The organism is Xanthomonas sp., from assembly GCF_017163755.1.
GTDB lineage: Bacteria > Pseudomonadota > Gammaproteobacteria > Xanthomonadales > Xanthomonadaceae > Xanthomonas_A.
This window is the reverse complement of the sequence record NZ_JAFIWC010000034.1, coordinates 1-15,012: the sequence shown is the minus strand read 5'-3', so window position 1 is coordinate 15,012 and position 15,012 is coordinate 1. Positions and strand designations below refer to the sequence as shown.

Genomic DNA, 15,012 nt, shown 5'->3' with positions numbered 1-15,012 from the left:
ATTCCTTTTCGGCACTTCAGTCGTGCCTATCCAATTAGGCAAACCAGATCAATTCAATTGGCCAAACACTCACTACCGGTACCGGCCCAGTGAGCCGCTCAAGCCACAGCCGAAAACCGCTCCACGATCATCCCTTCGATCGCTTCCATGTCCGGCAGCAGCGCGCTCTGTTCGCCCAGCAGCACGCGCATGTGCACGCCGGCGGGCAGGGTTTCCTCGGAGGCGTCGGCCAGCAGGCCGTCGCGCGGGACGGAGATCAGTTGCGGGAAGGACTGGGTCAGCAGCGCGAAGTACGGCAGTTCGGCGTTGCCGCCCAGCGCCTTGAGCACCACGATCTTGTTGTTGGAGGCCACGGTCTCGCTGCCCAGGCCGGTCAGCCGCGCGAACGACAGCAGCGGCACCTTCCAGCCGTACCAGGCGATCTGCCCGAGCATCCAGTGCGGGGCGTCGCCGATCGGCTCGACCGGCACGCGCGACATCACCTCGGCCACGGTGGCGTTGGGCAGCAGCACGCGCTCGCTGCCGGCCTGGATCAGGACACCGCGGATTTCGTCGTTGCTGGCGTAGCTGCTCATTGGATAACGTCCTGATACCTGGGAATGCGCGCGCGGCGGCTCAGCCGCTCCAGCGCTCGGACAAGGCCTGCGCCAGTTGCACCGGGTCGCCGCCGGGATGGCCGTGGCCGATCAGCTGCGCGCCGGCGGCCGGGTCGTAGCAGCCTTCGCCGGACTGGCCGGCCACCCACGCGCCCTGCGCGGCGAGCGCCAGTACCGCCTCGACCTGCGCCGGGTCGCTGCCGCTGAGCAGCAGCACCGCGCTGTGCGCGGCCGGCAGCCCATTGACCACCGGCACGCCGGCGTCCTGGGTGACGAAGCGCAGGCCGGCGTCGCCGCCGCCCACGCCGACGTCGTCGGACAGGATGTAGACATTGCCGGCGTTGACCGGCTGGCCGGCCTCGGCCAGCAGCACCGGCAGCGCCGACACGCGCGCGATCTGCTTGACCAGGTTGCCGTAGCGGCCGCCATCCAGGCGCAACTGCACCAGCAGCGGCTGCGGGAAGCCGACCGGCAACGCGGCCAGCAGGCGCCGGATCGCATCGGGTCCGCCGATGCCGGCCATCACCAGCACCGCGCCCTTGGCCGCCACGGCCGCGGCGCCGGCGGACGCGGCCGGCGTGTCGGTGTCCAGCGCGACCAGCGACAGGCCGCCGGTGGAGATCTCCGCCTGCGCCAACGGCGCGCGCGGCGTCACGATCAGCGCCGCGTCGTCGTCGACCAGCGACCACGCGCTCGGCGGCGGGGGCGGCAACGGCGGCGGCGCGCTCGCGGCGCCCGCGCCGGCCGGCGCGCGCGATGGCGCGGCGATCGCCTCGGCCTCGGCCTGCTGGCGCTGGAACTGCAGTTCGTCGAAGCCGGGGATCGCCGCGGCCGGCGGCTGCCAGCTGTAGAAGCTGTCGCCCGGCACGGTGGCGGCATGGCTGGCCGCTTCCTGCAGGTGGAAGTCGATCGGCGCATCGGCGTGCAGCTGCGCCGGCGTCTCCGGCAGGCCGGGTTCCGGCTGCAGCGACACTTCGGTCTCGCGCCCCGGCGGCAGCACGTCCTGGTGGCCCTGCAGCTTGGCGGCCAGATGCCGCGCCCAGCGCTGCGCTTCCCAGCCCTCGCGGCGCGCGGCCAGTTCGGCCTCTTCGAAGATCACCACCACGCCGGGCAGGTCCAGCACCGAATCCAGCCGTTCCAGCGCGTCCTCGATCGCCGGCTCCAGCGCGATCAGCACCGCGCCGGGCGCGGCGTCGGCCAGGGTCTGCGCGTCGATGGCGCCCGGATCGTCTTCCAGCACGATGGTGGCGCCAACCTGGTGCAGCGCCTCGCGCAGCCGCTCGCGCGCCTGCCCGGGACGCGCCAGCAGTGCCACCGGCTTGCCGGGACCTTCGCCGTCACTCGCGAACACGGGCGATTCCCAGCAGGTCGTACACGTTGCGCATCAGGTCCAACTCTTGGTAGGGCTTGCCCAGGTAACGCTGCACGCCGATTTCGAAAGCGCGCTGGCGGTGCTTTTCGCCGCTGCGCGAGGTGATCATCACGATCGGCACGTCCTTGAAGCGCGGGTCGGCCCGCATCGCGGTGGCCAGCTCGTAGCCGTCCATGCGCGGCATCTCGATGTCCAGCAGCATCAGGTCGGGCACGCGCTCTTCCAGCCGCTCCAGCGCCTCGACGCCGTCGCGCGCGGCGATCACGTCGAAGTTGTGCCGCTCCAGCACGCGCCCGGTGACCTTGCGCATGGTCAGCGAGTCGTCGACCACCATCACCAGCGGCACGCGCCGCTGTTCGGTGGGCGCGGCCTCGATGACCGTGCGCGCCGGCTGCGCCAGGTAGCGGCGCACCAGCGGCGCCACGTCCAGGATCACCACCACGCGGCCATCGCCGGTGATGGTGGCGCCGTAGATGCCCGGCACCGAGGCGATCTGCAGGCCCACCGGCTTGACCACGATTTCGCGGTTGCCGAGCACCTGGTCGATCGCCACCGCGGCGCGCAGGTCGCCGGCGCGCACCAGCAGCAGCGGCACCTGCGCCTGGCCTTCGGCGCGCGCCGGGGCCTGGCCGACCAGCGAGCCGAGGTCGTGCAGCGCGAACTCCTCGCCGCTGTAGTGGTAGCCGCCGTCGGCCGCCTCGAAGCGCTCGCGGCTGATGCGGCCGATGCCGCTGACCGAGGCCACCGGCACGGCGAAGGTAGTCTCGCCGATCTGCACGAACACCGCCTGGGTCACCGCCAGGGTCTGCGGCAGGCGCAGGGTGAAGGTGACGCCCTGGCCGCGGACCGAGTGGATGTCCACCGAGCCGCCGAGCTGACGCACTTCGTTGCGCACCACGTCCATGCCCACGCCGCGGCCGGCCAGCTGGCTGACCTGGTCGTAGGTGCTGAAGCCGGAGGCGAAGATCAGCGAGTCCAGCTCGGTGTCCGACAGCTCGGCGCCGATGGCGATCAGCCCGCGCTGCTCGGCGCGGTGGCGGATCGCCTCGCGGTTCAGGCCGGCGCCGTCGTCGGCCACTTCCAGCACGATTTCCGAGCCTTCGCGCAGCAGGCGGATGGCGATGTGGCCTTCCTCCGGCTTGCCCGCGGCGCGGCGCTGGTCCGGCGTTTCCAGCCCGTGCGCGACCGAGTTGCGCAGCATGTGCTCCAGCGGCGCGACCATGCGGTCGAGCACGTTGCGGTCCAGTTCGCCGTGGGTGCCGTCCAGGGTCAGGTGCACCTGCTTGCCGGTCTCGCTGGCCGCCTGCCGCACCACGCGGCGCAGGCGCGGCACCAGCCCGTCGAACGGCACCATGCGCGCGCGCATCAGGCCGTCCTGCAGTTCCGAGCTGACCCGCGACTGCTGTTGCAGCAGGCCGTCGTACTGGCGCGCCAGGTCGTCGAGCACGGTCTGCAGGCCGCCCAGGTCGGCCGCCGATTCGTTCAGCGCGCGGCTGAGCTGCTGCAGCGTGGAGAAACGGTCCAGTTCCAGCGGATCGAAGCTCTGCTCGGTCGGGTCCTGTTCGCGCTGGTAGCGGGCGACGATCTGCGCCTCGGTCTCCAGGTCCAGGCGGCGCAGCTGGTCGCGCAGACGCGCGTTGGTGCGGTCCAGCTCGCCCATCGCGCCGCGGAACGCGCCCAACTGCTGCTCCAGGCGCGAACGGTAGATCGCCACTTCGCCGGCGTGGTTGACCAGGCGGTCGAGCAGGTCGGCGCGCACGCGCACCTGTTCCTGCATCGGCCGCGCGATCGTCGACTCCTCGTCGACGCTGCCTTCCACCGGCACCGGGGCCGACAGCGGCGCCGGCTCGGGCGCGGGCGCCGCGCCCGGATCGACCGCGTCGTGGATCATCGCCGCGACCTCGGCGTCGAGCTCCGGCGCCGGGCTGCGGCCATGCGTGCGCGCATCGATGCGGCCGATCAGCTCCACCGGCATCGCCACGGCGCGGTGGTTGCCGGTCAGCGTCAGCAGCTGGTGCAGGCGGTCGAAGGCGCGCTCGAGCAATTGCACGTCGCCGCGGTCGAGCTCGGTGCGGTTGGCGGCGACCGCCTCCAGCAGCGATTCGATGCCGTGGCCGAGATCGCCGATGGCGTTGACCCCAGCCATGCGCGCGCCGCCCTTGAGCGTGTGCAGGTCGCGCTGCAGGCCGCCCAGCACGTCGCGGTCCTGCGGCGCGGCGCGCAGTTCGGCGATCAGGCGGTCGCAATGGTCGAGCAGGTCCTTGCCCTCCTCGACGAAGATGTCGATCAGCTCGCGATCCAGGTCGCCGAAGTCCAGCGGCCCCATGTCGATCGCGGCCAGATCGGCCTGCGCGGCGTCGGCCACCGGTTCGGCCGCATCGCCGTAGGCATTGTCGGCATCGGACTGGTCGGCGGCGACGTCCGCGCTTGTCTGCGCGGCGGCGCGTGCGGCCTCGTCCGCGTCGGCGTGCGCCGGGGATTCGGGCCCGGACTGGACGTCGGCGTCGGCGTCGGCGTCGGCGGCGAGCGCCTCGGCATCGGCATCGGCATCGGCATCGGCTTTGCCATCGGCGGTCTCGGCGTCGCTAGCGGTGGTCGCTGCGAGAGGCGCGTCCTGGTCGGCGCCGGCGTCGGCGTCATGGTCGGCGTGCGCTGCGGAGGGGGCGCCAAGGCCGGCCTCGGCGTCGTACGCCGCTGCCTGCGACGCGTCGTCCGCCTGCGCCGCGTCGACCGCGCCCGCATCGTCGGTCAGGTGCGTCGGCGCCGCGGGTTCCGCGGCGCGGTCCTCGTCGGGTGCCGCGTCTTCGTCGTGCGGCGCCGCATCGACGAGCGCATCGGCAGCGGCGAACGGCTCGTCGGGCGACGCGGCCTGCACGCTCTCCGGCGTGCCGTCGTCGTTGGCCGACTCCGGCTCGTTGCCATGCCAGTGCGCCGGCCGCCCGGGCTCGGCGTTGAACGCATAGCCGTGCCCGTCGTGCCGTTCCTGGTCGTGATCGTGCCCTGCGTCGGCGTCGGCACCGGCGGCTTCCGCTTCTGCCTCGATGTCGGCCTCTGCATCGGTACCCGCTTTTGCGTCGGCTCCGAATTCCGCATCGGTGCCGGATTCTGCGCCGACTTCGACTTCACCTTCCGCTTTCACGTCAGCAGAGGCGTCCTGCGCCTGCGCTTCGCCGGCGTCTTCCACCGGCGGCGGCAATTCGTTCTCCACCGGCGGCACCGTGTCTTCGGCCAACGGCGCGGCGACGGTCAGTTCCTCGAGTTCGCCGTCCTGGGCCAGCGACGCCTGATCCTCGGCGCGCTCCAGCACCGGCGCCTGCTCGTCGTAGCCGGCGTCGCCGCTGGGCGCATGCGCGTCTTCGGCAGCGGCATCCTGTGTGCCGGCTTCTTCGGCATCCTGTATGGCATCGGCAGCGTCCACGCGCTCGCCATCAGCGGCATCGACCACATCGCCGGCAATCGGCGCCGCCTCATGGCCGGCCTCGGCATCGCCAGGCACGGCCGGCAGTGCGCGATCTTCCGGCACCTCATGGGTGGCATCGACGACGGCGTCGTCGTAGCTGGCGGTGGACTCGTCCACCCGCGCTTCGTCGCGGTGCGCCACCGCGTCCACGCTCGTATCGGCATCGGCATCGGCATCCGACGCCGCGGCGTGCGCGTCCGGCGACGCCTGCGTCCACGCCTGGACCCGTTCGCCATCGGTGGTGGCGGAGGCGATGCCGTCGCCCAGGTACGCCGACAGGTCGTCGGCGGCGGTGAGTTCGGCGGCCTGCAGGCGCTGCGAATCCAGCGCCTCGTCGTCGGACATCGCCTCGTCGTCTTCGTCGTGTGCGGGCGGCTGCCACTTCGCTTCGGGCAGCGTCGCCGCCAGCGTGCGCAGCCGCTGCGCCAGTTCGGTGAACGGCGGGATCACCGGCGACGGCGCCTGCAGTTCGGTGATGGTACCGGCGATCGCATCGGCGGCGTCGGCCAACGCGCGCACGCCATCGGCGTCCGGCGCCACGCCCGCGGCCAGCGCGCGCTTGACGTAGCTCTCGGCCGGCCCGGTGACCTCGGTGATTTCCGGCACGTCGGTCATCGCGAACGCGCCGCTCATGGTGTGCACCGCGCGCAGCAGCGCCTCGGTGGCCACCTGCGGCTCGACCTGGGCGCGATCCAGCCACTCGCGCACGGTTTCCAGGTGCGTGGCGACCTCGGCTTCGAGGATCTCGCGCAGCACGCTGTCCACCGACGCCGGGGTGCCGGCACGCGGCGCCGCGTCCGCCTGCGTGTCGGTGGCGAAGTAGTACGCCTCCTCGCCGGCCGCGATGCGGTCGGCGACGGCCTGCATCGCGTCCAGGTCGGCACGGATGCCGCCATGCCCGCGCAACGCCGCGTTGAGCTGCGGCAGCACGCCATAGGCCAGTTCGACCATCGTCACCACGGCCGGGCTGGCCGGGCGGCTGCCGTCGAGCACGCGGTTGAGCATGCCCTCGATCTTCCAGCTGAACTCGCCGAGCACGCGCGCGCCGACCAGGCGGCCGCTGCCCTTGAGCGTGTGGAACACGCGGCGGATCGGGCGCAGGCTTTCCATGTGCCCGGGCGAGGCGCGCCAGGCCGGCAGCAGGTTGCCCAGGTTGACCAGCTCTTCGTCGAACTCCTCGAGGAACACCTCGCGGATGTCGTCGTCGATCTCGCCGCTGTCGTCCTCGAAGCCGCCGGACAGCGGCGGCGCCGGCTCGGCCTGCGCGGCGACGGCGGCAGCCGCGTCCTGCGCGGATACGGCCTCGCCCTGCGGCGGCGCGGCGACGTCGAACTGCGCTGCGGCCGCGTCCAGTTCCGCCAGGAACGCGCTGGACGCGTCGTCGAGTTCGATCGGATTGATCCTGGCCTCGTGCACGCCCGGGACCGGGGTTTCCGGCGGCGGCGCGGCATCGGGCCAGGACAGGTCGACGAACGGGTCCGGATCGGCGTCGGCCGATGCGTCGGCGCGCGGCGCGGCGACGTCGGCGGGCGCGGCATCGTCCGTCTCCGCGCGTTCGTTCGCCTGTGCGCTGCCGTCCTCGGCGTCGTCGTGCAGCGACAGCGGCGTGTCCGACCAGGCGATGGCATGGCTGTCGTCGGCGTCGCCGGCGATGCCGATGTCGGCGAACGCGGGCGCGTCCTCGAGCTCGATCACCAGCGCGTCGCCGTCGCCCGGCGCGGCGGAGATGTCCGGCGCGTCGACGATGACCAGGCTCGGATCGCCGTGTTCGTCCGCCGGCAACCCGGCGTCCGATCCGGTTTCGGCGTATTCGGCGGCGACCGGGTCGAAGCCGTAGCCGGCCGGCGCGGCGACGTCGGCCGCGTGCCCGTCATCGGCATCGGCCTGCGGCAGAGCGTGCTCCGCCGCGGCGTCGGCCGGCGCGGCGCGCAGCGCGTCGCCTTCCAGCGCCAGTGCCTCGACGCTGATGTGCAGCGGCTCGGCATCGGCCGACCATTCGTCCTGCTCGGCGGCGACCGGATCGAAGCTGAGCGGCGCCACGCCGTTGGATGCGTCGCCGCCGGGCGCGGCGTCCGCGTCGGACGACTCGCCCTCGGCGGCCGGCACGGTGCCCTCGTCCAGCGTCCATTGCGGCGCCTGCGGCGCCTCGCCCGGCAGCGGCGGCGGCACGCTGGCCGGAACCGGCGCCTCCGCGACCGGCGCCAGGTCCCAGGACGGCGCCGGCGGCGGCGCGACCGCAGCGCTGGGCGCCTGGGCGGCATCGTCGCCGGACACGTCGGCCGGTTCCGGCGCGGCCGCCGACGGCGGCGCATCGGCTGCGTTCGGCACCACGCCCTGCGGCGCCGGCGCTTCGCTGGGCAGCGGCCAGTAGCGCAGCGTTTCCAGGCTGGTGCGGGTGATGTCGAGGATCTCGTCGCGTCCCGGGCGCCGCTCGCGCAGCGCCTCCAGGTAGTACTCCAGGCTCGCCATCGCGTCGGCCAGCGTATCGAGCTGGCGCCCGCTGGGCACGCGGCGCTTGCCGATCAGTTCGGTGGCGACGTAGCGGCGCACGCCTTCCAGGTAGTCGGCCGGCTGCGGCAGTTCCAGCATGCGCAGCGCGCCGGCGACTTCGCCGAGCAGGCGCGGCACGTCGGCCAGCCGGTCGTGGTCCCAGTTGGTCTCGATGAAGGCGACGAAATGCTCGCGCGCGGCGGCGAAGTTGGCGATGGCTTCCTGCGCCAGCACCTCGACCGTGCGCCGCGCCTCGGCGGCGCTGGCATCGTCCTGCACCCCGGCGCTGGCGCCGAGGTAGGCGACCTGGTCGTCGAGCGAGGCGTCCACGTACAGCAGCGCGCCGGCGATATCCAGCAGCAGGCCTTCGTCGGCCTCGCGCTCGCCGCTGACGATGCTGCGCAGCGAATCGCGCTGCTGCACCACCACGCCGCGGGCCACGCCCAACCCCATCACCCCGAGGGTGTCGGCGACGCTGCCCAGTTCGTCGACCTGGGCCTGCAGCGCGGCGACGTCGCCGCCGGTGCGCAGGTGCAGGTCCAGCGCGTCCTTGACCCGCAGCAGTTCTTCCTTGATCGCGGTGCCGACGGTGTCGAGCAGTTCGCGGTTGCGCCCGCTGAGGCTGCCGCGCGCATGATCGAGCTCGGCCTCGGTGGCGCTGGCCGCATCCGGCGACAGCGCGAACAGCGCGTTCTCGTTCAGGCCGGACTCGCCGCGCGCGGCGCGGATCTCGTTGAGCAGCGGCAGCAGCACGATCGGGATGTCGCGATGGCCGTCCTGCAGGCGCTCCAGGTAGTCGGGCAGCAGCACCGCGCCGCGCATCAGCGTGGCGCAGGCTTCGTCGCGGTCGGGGACCTGCCCGTTCTGCACCGCGATGGCCAGCAGTTCCAGTTCCTCGGCGACCATCGCCGGGGCGTACAGCTCGACCATGCGCAAGGTGCCCTGCACCTGGTGCAGGTAGCCGGCGCAGAAGCGCATGCGGCCGGTGTCGGTCGGTTCCTCGACGAAGTACTCGATCTCGTTGCGCACCTGGCGCAGGGTTTCATCCAGTTCCGGCTTGACCCAGCCCAGCGCGGCATGGCTCATCGCATCGCGCAGCGCACTCATCGCGGCGCCTCCGCGGACGGCCACGCGCCGGCCTGCGCGAACGCGGCGGCGGTGTGCGGAAATTTCTCACGATGCTTCATGTGTGCGTCCTTCCACCCTGTTCCGATCCACTCACGCCGGCAGCTTGAAGTCGGCGACCGAGCGCCGCAGGTCCGCCGCCAGCTGCGCCAGGCGGCCGATCGATTCGGCGGTCTGCTCGGCGCCCTGCGAGGTCTGCCCGGTGATGCGGCGGATCACGTCCATCGTCTGGGTGATGTCGGTCGCCGCGGCCGACTGCTGATGCGCGGCGATGGAGATGTTCTTGATGAGGTTGTTCAAGGCGTTGGACACGCGCTCGATCTCGGTCAGCGCGGTGCCGGCGTCCTCGGCCAGGCGCGCGCCGGACACCACTTCGGAGGTGGTCTGCTCCATCGAGCTGACCGCTTCGTTGGTGTCGGCCTGAATGGTCTGCACCAGGCCTTCGATGCGGCGCGTGGCGCCGGAGGTGCGTTCGGCCAGGCGCTGCACTTCGTCGGCGACCAGCGCGAAGCCGCGGCCGGCCTCGCCCGCCGAGGCGGCCTGCACCGCGGCGTTCAACGCCAGGATGTTGGTCTGCTCGGAAATGTCGTTGATCAGTTCGACGATCGAGCCGATCTCCTGGGTCGATTCGCCCAGGCGCTTGATGCGCTTGGAGGTTTCCTGGATCTGGTCGCGGATCTGGTCCATGCCCTGGATGGTCTCGCGGACCACGCCGGCGCCCTCGGCGGCGATCACCACCGAGCGCTGCGCCACCTCGGCCGATTCGCTGGAGTTGCGCGACACCTGCTCGATGCTCGAGGCGATCTCGTTGATGCGCTCGGACGCGCTGCCGATCTGCTCGGCCTGGTGGCCGGCGGCCTCGGCCAGCTGCAGCGCGGTGGCCTGGGTCTCCTCGGTGGACATGGCGACCTTGGCCGAGGTGTCGTTGATCGTGGTCACCAGGTGGCGCAGCTCGTCGACGGCGTAGTTGATCGCGTCGGCGATCGCGCCGGTCATGTCCTCGGTCACCGAGGCCTTCACGGTCAGGTCGCCTTCGCCGAGCGAGCTGATTTCGTCCAGCAGCCGCATGATCGCCTGCTGGTTGCGGCTGTTGTACTCGACCTGGGTCTGGTAGCGGATTTCCTGCTCGCGGGTGCGGCTGCGCACCGAGGTCCACACGAAGCCGATGATCGACAGCAGCGCCAGCAGGCCGGACACCACGCCCAGCCAGAAGTTCGGGAACAGGCGGGTGTCGCGCGCCGAGCCGAACGCGGAGAACGCATCGAACAGCTTCTTGCTGTCGTTGAGCATCTTGTCCGAGCCGGCGGTCAGCGCCGCGGCCGAGGACTGCGCGGCGAACAGGCTGCGCGAGGTCGCCAGCAGCGCGTCCAGGTCCTTCTTCATCTCCGCCCACTGCGCCTGCGACTGCTCCAGCGCGGCCAGCGCGGCGGCGTTGCGCACCGGCGCGATGCCCAGTTCCTCGTTGCCGTTGCGCAGGCCTTCGAGCATCTGCCCGAACACCACCGAGTCGCGCGCCAGCGCGTCGCCGGCGCTGGCCGCGCCGCTGCCGCCGGCGCGCATCTCGGTGACGCGGCGGGCCATGGTGCCGGCCACCACCACCTGCTGCAGGGTGTTGTAGATCTGCGCGGCGGGCGCGCCACCGACGGTCATCGCGCGCACCACCTCGTTCAACTGCGCCTGCAGCTGCGGCACGCTGCCGACGAAGCGCTCGGCGTTGCCGGCCAGGGCCAGCACCGCCGGCTCGCTGTCCACCACCTGCTGCGCGTTCTTGCCCAGCGGCGCCCAGGTGCGGTTGAGCTCGGCCAGCGGGCCGGAGATGCCGGTCTCGTTGGCATAGCGGCTGTTGAGGTCGGCAACGGTGGTCTCCACCCGCGCCTTGGTCTGCTTGAACTGATTGAACGTGGCCGCGTTGCCGGACACCGCATCGCGGCCCTGGTTGGCCAGCTGCTGCGACAGCACCTGCAGGTCGGCCGCGCCGGTGCTGGCGCCGGCCAGGCGGCTGCCCTGCCAGGTCGCCACGCCGGTATTGGCGCCGAACACGACCAGCGACAGCGCCAGCAGGCCCAGCCAGAAACTCGTCCCCACGCTGCCGAGCTTGCTGGCCTTGGGGGCGTCCGGTGCAGTACTCATGATTCGACCTCGATCTTCAATGCGAAGGCAGGCCGCGCGCTCAGGCGGCGGCTTGACGGAATTCGGGTGTGCGCGACAGCAGCGACAGCGAGAACACGCCCCAGTCGTGGGTATCGCCGCGGAACGCGCGATCGACGAAGTGCGCGTAGCGGCCCTGCGCCAGCTCGCCCGGCTCCACCGCCTGGGTTTCGTCGAAACTGCGCTGGCCGAACAGCTCGTCGATGGTCAGCGCCACGTCGCCGCCGCTCTGGCGCATGATCAGCACGCGCTGGCCTTCCAGCAGCGAGGTGCGCTGGCCCTCCATGAACTGTTTCAGGTCGACCACCGGGAACAGGTTGCCACGCAGGTTGCCCACGCCCAGCAGCCACGGCTGCGCGCCCGGCACCGGGGTGATCGGCGGCATGCGCACGATCTCCACCACTTCGCGGAAATCCGACACCAGGTGCCGCTGGCCGACGCGGAAGCCGACCCCGCGCCAGATGTTCTCGTTGAACTCGCGCTCGGGCATCTGCACCGCGTGCGCCAGGCTGCGGCGCTCGTAGGCCTCGAGAATGTCGAAGGGCGAACGCATCAGCCCACCAGCTGGTTGATGCGGGCGATCAGCTCGTCCTCGCGCGGCGGCTTGACGATGTAGTCGGTCGCGCCCTGGCGCATGCCCCAGACCTTGTCGGTTTCCATGCTCTTGGTGCTGATGATCAGGATCGGGATGTGCCGGGTGGTCTCGTCGCGGGTCAGCGCGCGGGTGGCCTGGAAGCCGCTCATCCCCGGCAGCACCACGTCCATCAGCACCAGGCTGGGCGCCTGCTCACGGGCGATCTTCAGCCCGTCCTCGGCGTTGTCGGTGGCGACCACTTCATGGCCGGCTTTTTCCAGCCATTGGGTAAACACCGCCCGGTCGGTCGGTGAGTCCTCGATCAACAAGATTCGAGCCATTTGCCTTTCCCCCTGGTCAGGCGTTGACGTATGTACGGATCGCGCCCAGCAGTTCTTCGCGTGTGAAGGGTTTGGTGAGGTACTGCTCGGAGCCGACGATGCGGCCGCGCGCCTTGTCGAACAGGCCGTCCTTCGACGACAGCATGATCACCGGCGTCGCCTTGAACAGCTGGTTGCCCTTGATCAGCGCGCAGGTCTGATAGCCGTCCAGCCGCGGCATCATGATGTCGACGAAGATGATCTGCGGCTGCTGGTCGGCGATCTTGGCCAAGGCCTCGAAACCGTCCGTCGCCGTGACGACCTCGCAGCCTTCGCGCTTCAACAGCGTTTCGGCGGTACGGCGGATCGTCTTCGAGTCATCGATCACCATGACCCTCAGTCCTGCGAGTTCCCCACCCGCAGTCGTGTTTTCACTCATTCACTTGCCCCCAGGCGCGCGACGCTTCATCGGACCGACGTCGCTGCGAAACGACATGTATATCCCAATACCCGCTCGTACTGTCAAGGCCGCCGAGAGGGCGCCCCCGCACAGCCCCTACCAGCGCCAACTATGTCACAGTTTGACCCGCCGCGCGGGGCACGCGGGCGGTGCGGCGGCGGCCGGCTGCGCGCCGTTCCCGCCGACCCGCTACCATCTTGCGCTCAATCCCCCAGGTGCCGCCATGCCGTTCGATGTCATCGTGGTGATGGATCCCATCGCCAGCATCAAGATTGCCAAAGACACTACCTTCGCGATGTTGCTGGAAGCGCAGCGGCGCGGGCACCGGCTGCACTACGTGCGCCCCGGCGGGCTGTCGCTGCACGAAGGCCGCGCGCTGGCCCAGGCCGCGCCGCTGAGCGTGCGCGACGACACCGCCGGCTGGTTCGAGCTGGGCGCCTTCGCCGAACTGGCGTTCGGCCCGGGCCAGGTGGTGCTGATGCGCAAGGACCCGCCGTTCGACCCGGAATTCCTCTACGACACCCACGTGCTGAGCGTGGCCCAGCGCGCCGGCGCCAGCGTGGTCAACGACCCGCAGGGCCTGCGCGACTTCAACGAGAAGCTGGCCGCGCTGCTGTTCCCGCAATGCTGCCCGCCGACCCTGGTCAGCCGCGACGCGGCGGCGCTGAAGGCGTTCGTGCTCGGGCACGGCCAGGCGGTGCTCAAGCCGCTGGACGGCATGGGCGGGCGCTCGATCTTCCGCAGCGGCAACGGCGACCCCAATCTCAACGTGATCCTGGAGACGCTGACCGACGGCGGGCGCAAGCTGGCCCTGGCGCAGCGCTTCATCCCCGACATCAGCGCCGGCGACAAGCGCATCCTGTTGGTGGACGGCGTGCCGGTGGACTACTGCCTGGCGCGAATCCCGCAGGGCGACGAGTTCCGCGGCAACCTGGCCGCCGGCGGCCGCGGCGAAGGCCGGCCGCTGAGCGAGCGCGACCGCTGGATCGCCGCCCAGGTCGGGCCGGAGATGAAGCGCCGCGGCATGCGCTTCGTCGGCCTGGACGTGATCGGCGACTACCTGACCGAGGTCAACGTCACCAGCCCCACCTGCGTGCGCGAACTGGACGCGCAGTACGGCCTGAACATCGCCGGGCTGCTGTTCGACGCGATCGAGGCCGACCTGCCGCGATGAGCGCGGCCGCCGCGACGCCCGCGCCGCGCATCGGCGAGCGCGAACGGCTCAGCGCCACGCTGGTGCTGTCGCTGATCGTGCACGGGCTGCTGATCCTGGGCGTGGGCTTCGCGGTCGACGACGACGCGCCGCTGGTGCCGACCCTGGACGTGATCTTCAGCCAGACCAGCACCCCGCTGACCCCGAAGCAGGCCGACTTCCTGGCCCAGGCCAACCAGCAGGGCGGCGGCGAGCACGACACCCCGCAGCGGCCGCGCGACAGCCAGCCGGGCGTGGTGCCGCAGCAGCGCGACGGCCTGGCGCCGCAGGCGCAGCGCGCGCAGGCCGCGGCCGCCGCGCCGGAACCGAGCCCGCGGGTGGTGAGCAGCGCGCGCGGCGAGCAGCCGCTGCCGGCGCCGCAGACCCAGCCGCGCACCGAGCCGCCGCCGCAGCCGGTGGACGCGCGCCGCGAGCAGCGCGATGCGGAAATGGCGCGCCTGGCCGCCGAGGTGCACCTGCGCTCGGAGCAGTACGCCAAGCGCCCGAACCGCAAGTTCGTCTCCGCCAGCACCCGCGAATACGCCTACGCCAACTACCTGCGCGCCTGGGTCGACCGCGCCGAGCGCGTCGGCAACCTCAACTACCCCGACGAGGCGCGCCGGCAGCGGCTGGGCGGCCAGGTGGTGATCAGCGTCGGCGTGCGCCGCGACGGCAGCGTCGAGAGCAGCCGCATCCTGCGCTCCAGCGGCGTGCCGCTGCTCGATGCCGCCGCGCTGCGCGTGGTGCAGATGGCGCAACCGTTCCCGCCGTTGCCCAGGACCGAAGACAACGTCGACATCCTGCAGGTGACCCGCACCTGGGTGTTCCTGCCCGGCGGCTCGCTGCGCGACGACCGCTGAGGACAGCGGCGGCACATACTCGCCGAGCCCGCTCTAGCCCCTCTCCCGCCGGGAGAGGGGTTGGGGTGAGGGTACGCCGGCACGGATCGCCTGCCAGCACCCGACCACCCGAGGCTTCGTCCGTACCCTCATCCGCCCCTTCGGGGCACCTTCTCCCGCAGGGAGAAGGCAACTGCGGACAGTCATCGGCATGGGTGGGCGCAGCAACCACCAAACGCAGCGGCCGAACCCGCCGATCCGCTAAGCCCGCTCTAGCCCCTCTCCCTCCGGGAGAGGGGTTGGGGTGAGGGCACGCCGGCACGGATCGCCTGCCAGCACCCGACCACCCGAGGCTTCGCCCGTACCCTCATCCGCCCCTTCGGGGCACCTTCTCCCGCAGGGAGAAGGCAACTGCGGACAGTCATCGGCATGGGTG

Annotated in this window: 9 protein-coding genes; 2 read left to right on the top strand and 7 right to left on the bottom strand. The window is 71.6% G+C overall.

The features are described from left to right. Positions 1-98 precede the first annotated feature (98 nt). The 7 genes from JR065_RS18760 to pilG all read right to left on the bottom strand — a co-directional run bounded on the left by JR065_RS18760 (position 99) and on the right by pilG (position 12,524). Positions 99-575: a chemotaxis protein CheW gene (locus tag JR065_RS18760; RefSeq protein WP_206235947.1), complete on the bottom strand. Its 477-nt coding sequence runs from the start codon at positions 573-575 to the stop codon at positions 99-101. A 40-nt stretch (positions 576-615) separates the two neighbouring features. After that, positions 616-1,947 (bottom strand): chemotaxis protein CheB, encoded by a 1,332-nt coding sequence (locus tag JR065_RS18755; RefSeq protein ID WP_206235946.1) that lies wholly within the window; start codon positions 1,945-1,947, stop codon positions 616-618. Next, positions 1,934-9,025, bottom strand: a complete 7,092-nt coding sequence (locus tag JR065_RS18750; protein WP_206235944.1) for an Hpt domain-containing protein — start codon at positions 9,023-9,025, stop codon at positions 1,934-1,936. Before JR065_RS18750 ends, JR065_RS18755 begins: the two co-directional genes overlap by 14 nt. A gap of 111 nt (positions 9,026-9,136) precedes the next feature. Then, complete coding sequence (locus tag JR065_RS18745; RefSeq protein WP_206235943.1) at positions 9,137-11,173, bottom strand: methyl-accepting chemotaxis protein; 2,037 nt, start codon at positions 11,171-11,173, stop codon at positions 9,137-9,139. 40 nt (positions 11,174-11,213) lie between these two features. After that, positions 11,214-11,744: a chemotaxis protein CheW gene (locus JR065_RS18740; protein WP_206235941.1), complete on the bottom strand. Its 531-nt coding sequence runs from the start codon at positions 11,742-11,744 to the stop codon at positions 11,214-11,216. After that, a complete protein-coding gene (locus tag JR065_RS18735) occupies positions 11,744-12,106 on the bottom strand; it encodes a response regulator (RefSeq protein WP_206235940.1) in 363 nt (120 codons plus the stop codon). The genes JR065_RS18740 and JR065_RS18735 overlap by 1 nt, the downstream gene beginning before the upstream one ends. Positions 12,107-12,122: 16 nt before the next feature. Then, entirely contained in the window at positions 12,123-12,524 is a 402-nt protein-coding gene (gene pilG, locus JR065_RS18730; protein ID WP_003472648.1) for a twitching motility response regulator PilG, read from the bottom strand. Positions 12,525-12,768: 244 nt separating this feature from the next. Between pilG and gshB the strand changes: the two genes are divergently transcribed. Both gshB and JR065_RS18720 read left to right on the top strand, forming a co-directional pair. After that, positions 12,769-13,719: a glutathione synthase gene (gene gshB / locus JR065_RS18725; RefSeq protein ID WP_206235938.1), complete on the top strand. Its 951-nt coding sequence runs from the start codon at positions 12,769-12,771 to the stop codon at positions 13,717-13,719. Further along, the gene (locus JR065_RS18720) at positions 13,716-14,597 is read left to right on the top strand and encodes an energy transducer TonB (protein WP_206235937.1); all 882 of its coding nucleotides are present in this window, start codon (positions 13,716-13,718) and stop codon (positions 14,595-14,597) included. The genes gshB and JR065_RS18720 overlap by 4 nt, the downstream gene beginning before the upstream one ends. Positions 14,598-15,012 lie beyond the last annotated feature (415 nt).